The following is a 10,849-nucleotide window of genomic DNA, read 5'->3' as shown; positions in this document are numbered from 1 at the left end:
GCACCACCATGTCCGCACAGAAGATCGCCCTGGTCACCGGGGCGAACAAAGGAATCGGTCTGGAGATCGCCCGGCAGTTAGCAGTCCAGGGAGCCACCGTCGTCCTCGGTGCGCGCGACCTCGAGCGGGGCCGCCGGGCCGCCGAGCAGCTGGCGGCCCGGGGGGTCGAGACGATCCCCCTCCAGCTGGACGTGACCGACGCCGAGTCGATCGCGGCGGTGGCCAAGGAGATCGAGGAGCGGTTCGGGCGCCTCGACATCCTGGTCAACAACGCCGGGATCACCGGCGGCTTCTTCGGGCCGCCCAGCCAGGCGACCCCGGAGCTGCTGAAGGAGGTCTACGAGACCAACGTCTTCGGCGTGCTGTCGGTGACCAACGCCATGATCCCGCTGCTGCGCCGCTCGGAGGCCGGACGGGTCGTCAACATGTCCTCGACGGTGGGCTCGCTGGCCCTCAACGCGGACCTGCACGGCGAGTTCGGCGGCTACAACATGCTCACCTACCAGTCCTCGAAGACCGCGGTGAACGCGATCACCATCGCGCACGCCAAGGAACTCAAGGACACCAACATCAAGGTCAACTCGGCGAACCCGGGCTTCACGGCCACCGACATGAACAACCACCGCGGCCACCAGACGGTCGAGGAGGGTGCGGTCATCGCCGTGCGGCTGGCCAACCTGGGCCCTGACGGGCCCACCGGGACCAACCAGGACGACAGCGGAACGGTCCCCTGGTGACGCCCGTCCTCCGGTGACCAACCGAGGCAGTGCGGCACTTGGACAGGTCCGTCAGGCCCCCGCCACCGGATCCCCGCCGACGCGCGAGAGCGTGCCGGCACCGTGGTCCACGCGTCAATTCCAGTCAATTCCCCGTGCTCAGGTGTCCGAATTCGAACCCCGAATCGGTGAATTCATTGCAAAGGCAGAAGTCTATGACCTCCAAGATCCGCACTGTCCTCGTCATCGGGGGCGGCATCGCCGGTTCGACTGCGGCGATGGCCCTGCAGAAGGCCGGTATCGAGGCCACCATCTACGAGACCTGGGAAACCACCGCCGTCGGAATCGGCGGCGAGATCCGGCTGGCCCCGAACGGAATGGACGCACTCGACGCCATCGGGGCCGGCGACACCATCCGGGAGATCGCCCGGCCCATGCGCGGCACCCTCCTGCACTCCGCGGACGGCACCCCGCTCGGCGAGATCGACAGCCCGGACCACCTGCCCGCCTGGCAGGCGGTGCGGCGCGACGAGCTCCAGCGCCGGCTCTTCGAGGAGGCCACCCGGCGCGGCATCAAGACCGTCCCCGGCAAGCGGCTGGTGGACGCGGTGGAGACCGCGGACGGCGTCACCGCGTACTTCGCCGACGGCACCGAGGCCAGCGCCGACCTGCTGCTGGGCGCCGACGGCATCCGCTCCACCGTCCGTGGCCTGATCGACCCGGACGCCCCGCAGCCCGAGTACGCCGGCCTGCTCGGCTTCGCCGCCCCCGTCCAGGGCGACGGCTTCGAGCCCACCGGCGGCAAGCTGTACATGTACTACGGCAAGGTCGCCGCCTTCGGGTACATGGTCGCGCCGGACACCAAGGCGCAGTGGTTCATCAACCTGCCGCACCCCGAGCTGGTGACCGTGGCCGAGGCCATGGAGACCGGCAACGCCTACTGGCTCGAGAAGCTGACCGCCGCGGTCGCCGACGACGCCTCGCCGGCCCTGGAGATGCTGCGCCGCACCGACGCGGCCGACCTGCTGATCACCGGCCCGCTGGAGACCATGCCGGCCCTCAACTGCTGGAGCCGGGGCCGCATGGTGCTCTCCGGCGACGCCGTCCACGCCACCTCCCCCAGCGCCGGCCAGGGTGCCTCGCTGGCCATGGAGAGCGGCGTGCAGCTGGCCCGCTGCCTGCGCGACCTGCCGTACCAGGAGGCCTTCGTCGCGTACGAGGGACTGCGCCGCGGCCGGGTCGAGCGGATCATCGAGGAGGCCCGCGGCACCAACCGCAGCAAGGCCAACCCGGCCGAGCGCAAGCTCAGCGACCTCAAGCCGGCAGACACCGACTGGCAGTTCACCCACCACATCGACTGGGACGCCCCGGCCGTCACGGAATCCTCCGTCGCCGCTTGAATTCCCCTTGAATCGAAATCCATGGCGCCTTGAATTCCGCCTGTCCGGCGCCATGGTTGACGGCAAAATTAGGTAATGAGCCCCATGAGTCCTGTCGGGCGCCGAATCGGAGTGCCATGATGGCCGCTGAACCGGTGCTCGATGCCGCTCGCAGCCTTTCCTCACACGGGAGATCGGGAAATTGAAAACTCGCGTCATAGTTGTCGGTGCCGGCCCCGTCGGATTGATGCTCGCGGGTGAAATCGCACTCGGCGGCGGAGACGTCGTCGTTTACGACAAGGAGCCCGCCGCACACCGTGAGTCCCGCGCGCTCGGCTTCACCAAGCGCGTCGCCGAGATCCTCGACCAGCGCGGTCTGCTGACCCGCCTGGGCGAGTACCGGCGTGGTGAGAAGGGGCACTTCGGCGGCATCCACGTCGACCTCGACTTCCTCGACGAGCGGCACAACGGCGTGCTCGGCCTGCCCCAGTGGCGGACCCAGGCCACGCTCACCGAGTGGCTGACCGAGCTCGGCGTGGAGATCCGCTGGGGCCACGCCGCGGTGGACTTCACCGAGGACGAGGACGGCGTCAGCGTCGTCTTCGAGGGCCCCGAGGGCCGGGTCGAGGAGCGCGCCGGCTACCTCGTCGGCTGCGACGGACCCAAGAGCCTCATCCGCAGCCGCGGCGGCTTCGCCACCACCGGCTGGGAGTCCACCCGCGGCATGTACATGGCCGACGTGACCAACATCCAGGTGCGCCCGCGGCCCACCGGCGAGTACGTCCCCGGCGGCCACATGATCCTCGCCACCCCGCTGGGCGACGGGTACTACCGGATCCTGATCCACGACGGCAGCCTGCCGGCCAACCCGGACACCGCGACCATGACCTTCAAGGACGTGGCCGACGCCTGGGAGCGGATGACCGGCGACTCCATCCACCACGGCGAGACCCGCTGGATGGCCGCCTTCGACAACAGCGCCGCCCTGGTCACCGAGTACCGCCGCGGCCGGGTGCTGCTGGCCGGCGACTCCGCCCACGAGACCCCGCCGCTGGCCGGCTGGGGCCTGGCCACCGGCATCCAGGACGCGGTCAACCTCGGCTGGAAGCTGGCCGCGGTGACCACCGGCGCCGCTCCCGAGGCGCTGCTGGACAGCTACCACGACGAGCGGCACCCGCTCGGCGAGCAGCTGATGCGCAACACCCACGCGGCGACCATGCTCTACCTCAGCGGCGAGGAGATGGAGCCGGTCCGCAAGGTCCTGCGCGAGCTGGTCACCGACAAGGACGCCGCCACCCACTTCGCCGGCATGGTCAGCGGCCTGGGCATCCGCTACGAGGTGGGCGCCGGCGAGCACCCCGAGCTCGGCCGCCGCCTGTCGCCCGACCGCGAGATCGACCTGGCGGACGGCACCCGCACCCGGGTCGGCGAGCTGCTGCGCGCCGGCCGGGGCCTGCTCATCACCACGGACGGCGAGGCCGGACCGGCCGAGGCGGCCGCCGCCTGGGCCGACCGGGTCGAGGTGGTCACCGGTACCTGGGTGCCCGCCCCGGACACGGTGGCCCTGAGCATCCCGTTCGGCTCCGTCCTGGTCCGCCCCGACGGCTACATCGCCTGGGCCACCCCCGGCGGCGGTGACCCGGCCGAGGCGCTGGACCGCTGGTTCGGCCCCGCCCGGGCCGGCGTCAGCGCCTAGCCACCCCCGAAGCGACCGAGGGCGCCGCCGGCCGACGCGGCGGCGCCTACCCCGCACCACACCCCCAATTACCCCTTGCGCAAGGGAAGAGGAGACGAGGGCACAATGACCTCAACGATCTTGGTGACCGGTGGCACCGGCCGGCTGGGCAACCACCTGGTCCCGATGCTCCGCGGCGCCGGCGAGACCGTGCGCGTGCTGAGCCGCAGCGCCAAGGAGCCCAAGGACGGCGTCACGTACTTCGCCGCCGACCTGATCGAGGGCAAGGGCATCGACCCGGCGGTCAAGGGCGTCGACACGATCATCCACCTCGCCGGTGGCCCCAAGGGCGACGACACCGCGACCGAGAACCTGGTGCGCGCCGCGCAGCGGGCCGGCGTCAAGCACATCATCTACATCTCGGTGATCGGCTGCGACAAGGTGCCGCTCGGCTACTTCGCCGCCAAACACGACTCCGAGAAGATCATCGCCAAGTCGGGCATCCCGTGGACCACCGTCCGCGCCGCCCAGTTCCACGACCTCGTCTGGGACGACGTCGTGACCAAGATGGAGAAGCTGCCGGTCATCCCGATCCCCGGTGGCGTCCGCTTCCAGCCCGTCGACACCCGCGAGGTGGCCTCGCGCCTCTTCGAGCTGTCCCAGGGCGAGCCCAAGGGCATGGTCCCCGACCTGGCCGGCCCCAAGCTCTACGGCATGAAGGACCTGGTCACCAGCTACCTCCAGGCCAAGGGCAAGAAGCGCATCTACCTCCCGGTCCGCTTCCCCGGCAAGGCCGGCAAGGCCTACCGCGAGGGCGTCAACCTGACGCTCAAGGGCGCCGACCAGGGCACCCGCACCTGGGAGGCCTTCCTCGCCGAGCGCGTCAACGCCGCCTGACGGCGACCGCGACGAGGGGGACGCGCAGCGGCGCGTCCCCCTCATCGGCATGTCCGGGGCCGGGAGGTACGGGCACAAGGGCGTACCGGCGTACGGGCCCGGTGGGTACGGGCGTACGCACCCGGCGGGTCCGGCGGGTGCGTACGGGCGCACCGCCCGCGCGTGCCGTCCGCGTCCGGACGCACCAACGCCCGGGAGCCCGGATCCCTCGTACGGATCCGGGCACCCGGGCGCGAAAGACACCCCGCTGCGCGCGTGGCCCCGCGCGCGGCGCTCAGGCGTCCTGGTCGGCCTTCTCGTAGAAGCCGTCGTCGTGGATGCGCTGCACCTCGGCCGCGTCGCCGCCGTTGGCCTTCAGCCACTCCTCGCGCAGCCGCTGCGCCTCGTCGTCCGCCTCGGAGGCCAGCACCAGGCGGCCGTCCGGGGTCAGGCGGTGCGGCTTGTCGCCGGCCGGCCGCCAGTCGAACTTGGCGGCGATCTTGAACAGGTCCTCCTGCGTCAGCGGGCCGCCGTTGTCCTTCTCGGCCTGCAGCGCGGTCGGGTGGTAGTTCTCGTAACCGCCGGGCATGTGCAGCGTCAGGAAGTGCGCGCCCTCGCCGGGCGGGGTGGCCCAGGTGTGCCGGGTACCGCTGGTGATGTGCGCCATGCTGCTCGGGCCGAGCTCCACGATCTCGTCGTCGAGCGCGACGATCAGCTTGCCCGAGACGACGAAGTACGTCTCCGTCGACTCCGCGTGGGTGTGCAGCGGCGGACCGGACCAGGCCGGGCCCTGGCGCGTCTCCACCAGGGAAGCCGCGCCGTTGGTCTTGTTCGTCGACAGCACGATCTCGAACCCGCGGCGGCCTTCGGGCCGGTCCCCGGGGTGGACTACGTGGGTCATGGAGGCCTCATTTTCCAGCTTGGACATCTACGCGTCAGACGATCTAACCGAGACCTCGCACTGTTCGAGTGCGGACGGGTGCCGGTTGAACGGAGCGGCACTGGTGGGTGACATGGGCGCTGCGCGAGGATGCGGCCCCGGTCACATCAGGGGGCCCGGCCTCGTCAAAGAGACGACGGACACGACCGGAGGATGGCCCATGGAAGAGCACGAGTTTCTCGCCCGGCGTTTCGAGGAGCTGCGCGGCCACTTGCTCGACGTGGCCACCCGGATGCTCGGCTCGCGGCGCGAGGCCGACGCCGCCGTGGCCGAGGCCCGGCGCCGGCTCTTCGCGGCGGACGGGGAGCTCGGCGACCCCGCCGGCTGGCTGACCACCGTCGTGGGCCGGGTCTGCCTGGAGGAGCTGCGCCGCCGCCGCGAGCGCCGCGCGGACCTGCCGCCGGGGGAGGCCCCCGCGCCGGCCGCCGCCCCCGCCACCCCGGCCCAACAGGGCCGGCTCGCGGACTCCGTCGGCATCGCCCTCTTCGTCGTCCTGGAGACCCTGGACCCCACCGAACGCCTCGCCTTCGTCCTCCACGACCTGTTCGCCGTGGAGTACGAGGAGATCGCCGGCATGCTCGACCGCACCCCCGCCGCGGTGCGCGAGCTGGCCGCGCGGGCCCGGCGCCGGGTTCAAGGCGGCACCCCGACGCCGGACATCGCCCGACATCGACGCGTCGTCGATGCCTTTCTCACCGCAGCCAAAGGAGGCGATCTCCATGCACTGGTCGACGTTCTCGCCCCCGACGTCGTGGCGCGCAGCGACGCCGATCCCGTACATCAGGGAACCCCGGTCGTGGTCCGTGGAGCCGAAGCGGTCGCGAAAGGTGCCGCGGCCTTCGCGCAAGCGGCCCGAGCCGCCCAGCCAGCCCTCGTGAACGGCTCCCCGGGCGTGGTCGCCGCCCAGGCCGGCGAGGACTACCGCGTGATGGCCTTCGAGATCGCCGGCGAGAAGATCGTCGACATCGAGGTCATCATCGACCCCGCCCGCCTCTCCCGCCTGGACCTGGCCCTCCTGGACTGAGACGCGCCCTGGACGACAGAAAGGTAGAATCAATCTACGTAGATCAGATCTACGTAGATTGATTCTACCTAGGAGCGCGGATGGCTGGAGCCTTCGTCGGCCGGGCGATCGAGCTCGGTGTGCTGACCAAACGCCTGGAACGCGTCACGCGGACGGGCGACGGGGTCGCCGTCGCGATCAGGGGACGACGGCAGGTCGGCAAGTCGCGACTCGTCCAGGAGTTCTGCGACCGGGCCGGTGTCCCGTACCTCTTTTTCACGGCGACCAAGGGCGCCTCCGCCGTGGACGGCGTCGCCGACTTCCACTCCGAGCTGAGGTCCTCCGCGCTGCCCAAGGACCGAGAGGTGCTGCCCGAGACCGTGGCCGACTGGCCGGACGCCCTGCGGGCGCTGGCGGCCGCGCTGCCCGACACGCCCTGCGTGGTGGTGATCGACGAGCTGCCCTGGCTCGCCGAGCAGGACGCGGTCTTCGACGGCGCCCTCCAGACGGCCTGGGACCGGCTGCTGGCCCACCGCCCCGTGCTGCTCCTGCTGCTCGGCAGCGACCTGCACATGATGGAACGGCTCACCTCCTACGACCGGCCCTTCTACGGCCGGGCGGACAGCATGGTGCTGGGCCCGCTGAACGTGGCGGACGCGGGCGAGGCGCTGGGACTGGGTCCGGCCGACGCCATCGACGCGCACCTGGTCTCCGGCGGACTGCCCGGCATCCTGCGCGCGTGGCCGCACGGCACCCCCGCGCTGGAGTTCGTCGAGGCGGAGTGCGCCGACCCCGCCTCCCCGCTCTTCAGCGTCCCCGAGACCACCCTGCTGGCCGAGTTCCCGGCGCCTGACCAGGCCCGCCGCGTGCTGGAGGCGGTGGGCAGCGGGGAACGCACCCACGCCAACATCGCCGCTGCCGCCGGCAGCGTCAGCGGCGCCCTGCCGTCCGGGGTCCTGTCACCGCTGCTGCGCCGCCTGACCGAGGAGAAGCGCGTCCTGGCACAGGACGCCCCGCTGTCGGTCCAGCCCGGTAAGCCGGTCCTGCACCGGGTGGCGGACAGCAACCTCCGCTTCTACCTCGCCGCGCTGCGCACGGCCCAGGAGCAGACCCGCCGCGGCCGGCCCGCCGCCGCCTTCCGCGTGGTGCAGCGCCGTTGGACGGCCTGGCGAGGCCGCGCGGTGGAGCCGCTGGTGCGGGAGTCCCTGGAACTGGCCGCGGCGGCGGGCCGGTTCCCCTGGCCGGACACGGAGACCGTCGGCGGGTGGTGGAACCGCCAGTTCAGCCCGGAGATCGACGTCGTGGGTGCCGACCGGGCGCCGGTGGCGGGCAGGATCTTCTTCGTGGGATCGGTGAAGTGGCTGGCGACCCCGTTCGAGCGGCGGGACCTGACCGCACTCCAGACGGGTGCGCCCCAGATCCCCGGTCTCGACCCCGCGGCCTGCGGCCTGATGGCCGTTTCCCTCTCCGGGGCCGAGCCCGGCCTCGAGCGGGCCGGACTCGACCTGCTGTGGGGGCCCGCCGACGTCGTGGCCGCCTGGCGCGCCTGACCGCCCCGCCCCCTGGACGATCGCGTATGGGGGTGGGTGTCTGGGCCATGGGAAAGGGCTGGTGGCGGGGGTTGAGTGGAGGCATGACACAGCAACCGCACTCCACCAACGGTCCGCTCTCCACCATTCTCGTCACCGGCGGGACCGGCAAGACCGGGCGGCGCGTCGCTCGGCTGCTCGAGGACCGGGGCCTGCCGGTCCGGATCGGGTCCCGGTCCGCGGCCGAGCGGCCCTTCGACTGGGAGGACCCCGGCACCTGGGGGCCCGCCCTCGACGGGGTCGGCGCGGTCTACCTGGCCTACGCCCCCGACCTCGGCTTCCCCGGCGCCGCCGAGACCGTCGGCGCCTTCGCGAAGGCCGCCGTCGCCACCGGCGCCCGCCGCCTGGTGCTGCTCTCCGGACGTGGCGAGGAGGGCGCGGTGGCCGGCGAGGAGGCCGTGAAGGCCGCCGGCGGCGACTGGACCGTCCTGCGGGCCGCCTGGTTCCACCAGAACTTCGACGAGAGCTTCTTCCACGGCCCGGTGCTCGCCGGCGAGCTCGCGCTGCCCTTCGCGGGCGCCCTGGAACCCTTCGTGGACGCCGGGGACATCGCCGAGGCCGCCGTCGCCGCGCTCACCGACGACCGGCACACCGGCCGCACGTACGAGTTGACCGGGCCGCGTCTGCTGGGCTTCGAGGACGTGGCCCGGGAGCTGACCTCGGCCCTCGGCCGCTCCGTCGCCTTCCGCTGGGTCAGCCACGACGCGTACCGGGCGGAACTCGCCGCCCAGCAGCTGCCGGTCGAGCTCGCCGACCTCTTCGCCCTGGTCCTCGACGGCCGCAACGCCCGCCTGGGCAACGACCTCCCGGAGATCCTGGGCCGTCCGGCCCGTGACTTCGCCGACTACGCACGCGACGCCGCGGCGGCCGGCGCATGGCGGCACTGACCGGCCGGAGCCCGGCACTGACCTGCACAGCGGCACTGCCGGGCCGGACGGAGCCGCCGTACAGTGGGCCGGTGGACACCCTGACCGGCCTGCTGGACGGGCCCAAGGCGCGCGGCGCGTTCCTGCTCAAGTCGGTGTTCGGGCCCCGCTGGTCGGTGCGCATCGAGGACCGGGCGCCGATCTCGGTCTTCACGCTGGTGCGCGGTGAGGGCTGGGTGGTGCCCGACGAGGGCGAGCCGGTCCGGCTGGTGCCCGGGGACGTGGCGGTGGCCCGGGGCCCGGTACCGTACACGCTCACCGACACCCCGGGGCTGCGGCCGCAGGTGACCGTCGGCCCCGACCAGCGGTGCAGCACCCCCGAGGGCGCGGACGTCAGCGAGTCGATGCTGCTGGGCGTGCGCACCTGGGGCGATGCGGACCCGGGCGAGGACGCCACGGTGCTGCTCAGCGGCACCTACCTGGAGCCCGGCGAGATCGGCCGCCGGCTGCTGGCCACCCTGCCGCCGCTGCTGGTGCGCCGGGCGGCGGGCGCCGACGCGGCGCTGGTGGGGCTGCTGGCCGAGGAGACCGAGAAGGACCTGCCGGGCCAGGAGCTGGTCCTGGACCGGCTGTTGGACCTCCTGCTGATCGGCCTGCTGCGGGGCTGGCTCGCCGATCCCGCCGGGTCCGCGCCCGGCTGGTACCGGGCGTACGCGGACCCGGTGGTGGGGCCCGCGCTGCGGCTGCTGCACGCCGACCCGGCGTACGCCTGGACGGTGGCCTCGCTCGCGACGAAGACCGGGGTGTCCCGCTCGGCGCTGGCCCGCCGCTTCAGCGAGGTGATGGGCGAGCCGCCGATGACGTACCTGACGGACTGGCGGCTCACCCTCGCCGCCGACCTGCTGCGCGAACCGCAGACCACGGTCGCCGAGGCGGCCCGCCGGGTCGGCTACGGCACGGCCTTCGCGCTCAGCGCGGCCTTCAAGCGGGTCCGGGGCATGAGCCCGCAGGAGTACCGCACCCGCGGCTCAGGAGGCGGCGGGCTCTGAGGCGGCGGCCTCGGCCGCCGCCCGGGCGGCGACCTCCGCGTCGGTGCGCGCCTTGTCCAGGCCCAGCCCCGTCAGGGTGCCCGCGCCGTCCTCGAACTCCAGCAGCGCCAGCAGGACGTGACCGGTGCCCACCTGCTGGTGCCCCAGCCGCAGCGCCTCGCGGAAGGTCAGCTCCAGGACCTTCTTGGCCCCGGCGTCGAAGGGCACCAGCCCGGGCACCTCGGCCGCCGCGGCCGGCAGGGCAGCCGTCAGGGCCGTGCGTACGGACTCCAGGGACACGCCCTGCGCCAGGACCGCGGCCGCGCCGGCGTCCGCGGGCGCGGAGAGCAGGCCCAGGGCCAGGTGCGCGGGCGAGATCTCGGTGTTGCCGGCGTCCTGCGCCTCGGTCTGCGCGGCCACCACGGCCTTGCGGGCGGCGGGGGTGAAGCGGCCGAAGTTCTGGTCCGCCTCGACGTCCACGTCCTCCTTGGGCACGAACCGCTTCTGCGCGGCCTGCCGGGTCACGCCCATGCTCTTGCCGATGTCGGTCCAGGAGGCGCCGGAGCGCCGGGCCTGGTCCACGAAGTGGCCGATGAGGTGGTCGGCCAGCTCGCCGAGGTGGTCGGCGGCGATCACCGCCCCGGACAACTGCTCCAGGGCGTCGTCGTGGACGTTCTTGATGGCGTCGATGAGGTCGTCCAGGCGGACGGGCTGCACGAGGGGCTTCGTCATGGCGCAACCCTAGGTTGACACCCGACGGGTGTCAACCTAGGGTTG

The 10,849-nt window shown here is 72.6% G+C and carries 10 protein-coding genes; 8 read left to right on the top strand and 2 right to left on the bottom strand.

Annotation, left to right across the window (positions count from 1 at the left end; genetic code table 11):
- The first annotated feature begins 8 nt into the window (after positions 1-8).
- The 4 genes from AB0O40_RS07865 (at position 9) to AB0O40_RS07850 (ending at position 4,667) form a co-directional block, all read left to right on the top strand.
- A complete protein-coding gene (locus AB0O40_RS07865) occupies positions 9-737 on the top strand; it encodes an SDR family oxidoreductase (protein ID WP_365036791.1) in 729 nt (242 codons plus the stop codon).
- 194 nt (positions 738-931) lie between these two features.
- Complete coding sequence (locus AB0O40_RS07860) at positions 932-2,116, top strand: FAD-dependent monooxygenase (protein WP_365036789.1); 1,185 nt, start codon at positions 932-934, stop codon at positions 2,114-2,116.
- A 181-nt stretch (positions 2,117-2,297) separates the two neighbouring features.
- The gene (locus AB0O40_RS07855; protein WP_365036787.1) at positions 2,298-3,791 is read left to right on the top strand and encodes an FAD-dependent monooxygenase; all 1,494 of its coding nucleotides are present in this window, start codon (positions 2,298-2,300) and stop codon (positions 3,789-3,791) included.
- Positions 3,792-3,896: 105 nt separating this feature from the next.
- Positions 3,897-4,667, top strand: coding sequence for an SDR family oxidoreductase (locus AB0O40_RS07850; protein WP_365036785.1), 771 nt, complete (start codon positions 3,897-3,899; stop codon positions 4,665-4,667).
- A gap of 274 nt (positions 4,668-4,941) precedes the next feature.
- Here the strand turns inward: AB0O40_RS07850 and AB0O40_RS07845 are convergent, their stop codons facing one another.
- Positions 4,942-5,547, bottom strand: a complete 606-nt coding sequence (locus AB0O40_RS07845) for a cupin domain-containing protein (protein ID WP_365036783.1) — start codon at positions 5,545-5,547, stop codon at positions 4,942-4,944.
- A gap of 199 nt (positions 5,548-5,746) precedes the next feature.
- On the opposite strand from AB0O40_RS07845, the gene AB0O40_RS07840 reads away from it, so the two are divergent.
- The 4 genes from AB0O40_RS07840 (at position 5,747) to AB0O40_RS07825 (ending at position 10,093) form a co-directional block, all read left to right on the top strand.
- The gene (locus tag AB0O40_RS07840; protein ID WP_365036781.1) at positions 5,747-6,610 is read left to right on the top strand and encodes a sigma-70 family RNA polymerase sigma factor; all 864 of its coding nucleotides are present in this window, start codon (positions 5,747-5,749) and stop codon (positions 6,608-6,610) included.
- 80 nt (positions 6,611-6,690) lie between these two features.
- Positions 6,691-8,139, top strand: a complete 1,449-nt coding sequence (locus tag AB0O40_RS07835; protein WP_365036779.1) for an ATP-binding protein — start codon at positions 6,691-6,693, stop codon at positions 8,137-8,139.
- 83 nt (positions 8,140-8,222) lie between these two features.
- Positions 8,223-9,065, top strand: coding sequence for an NmrA family transcriptional regulator (locus tag AB0O40_RS07830; protein ID WP_365036778.1), 843 nt, complete (start codon positions 8,223-8,225; stop codon positions 9,063-9,065).
- Positions 9,066-9,136: 71 nt separating this feature from the next.
- Positions 9,137-10,093: an AraC family transcriptional regulator gene (locus tag AB0O40_RS07825; RefSeq protein ID WP_365036776.1), complete on the top strand. Its 957-nt coding sequence runs from the start codon at positions 9,137-9,139 to the stop codon at positions 10,091-10,093.
- Here the strand turns inward: AB0O40_RS07825 and AB0O40_RS07820 are convergent.
- Positions 10,073-10,804: a Clp protease N-terminal domain-containing protein gene (locus AB0O40_RS07820; RefSeq protein WP_365036774.1), complete on the bottom strand. Its 732-nt coding sequence runs from the start codon at positions 10,802-10,804 to the stop codon at positions 10,073-10,075. The genes AB0O40_RS07825 and AB0O40_RS07820 overlap by 21 nt on opposite strands.
- Between the last annotated feature and the right edge of the window lie 45 nt (positions 10,805-10,849).

Origin of the sequence: Streptomyces sp. NPDC089919, assembly GCF_040684615.1 — a bacterium.
In the GTDB taxonomy this organism is placed as follows: Bacteria; Actinomycetota; Actinomycetes; order Streptomycetales; family Streptomycetaceae; genus Streptomyces.
This window is presented reverse-complemented; position numbering and strand designations above follow the sequence as displayed.

Bases quoted from the DNA above. Each gene is read 5' to 3' on its own strand.
- AB0O40_RS07850 (WP_365036785.1), top strand. From the start codon at position 3,897: ATGACCTCAACGATCTTGGTGACCGGTGGCACCGGCCGGCTGGGCAAC.
- AB0O40_RS07845 (WP_365036783.1), bottom strand. From the start codon at position 5,547: ATGACCCACGTAGTCCACCCCGGGGACCGGCCCGAAGGCCGCCGCGGG.
- AB0O40_RS07860 (WP_365036789.1), top strand. From the start codon at position 932: ATGACCTCCAAGATCCGCACTGTCCTCGTCATCGGGGGCGGCATCGCC.
- AB0O40_RS07820 (WP_365036774.1), bottom strand. From the start codon at position 10,804: ATGACGAAGCCCCTCGTGCAGCCCGTCCGCCTGGACGACCTCATCGAC.
- AB0O40_RS07840 (WP_365036781.1), top strand. From the start codon at position 5,747: ATGGAAGAGCACGAGTTTCTCGCCCGGCGTTTCGAGGAGCTGCGCGGC.
- AB0O40_RS07865 (WP_365036791.1), top strand. From the start codon at position 9: ATGTCCGCACAGAAGATCGCCCTGGTCACCGGGGCGAACAAAGGAATC.
- AB0O40_RS07830 (WP_365036778.1), top strand. From the start codon at position 8,223: ATGACACAGCAACCGCACTCCACCAACGGTCCGCTCTCCACCATTCTC.
- AB0O40_RS07835 (WP_365036779.1), top strand. From the start codon at position 6,691: ATGGCTGGAGCCTTCGTCGGCCGGGCGATCGAGCTCGGTGTGCTGACC.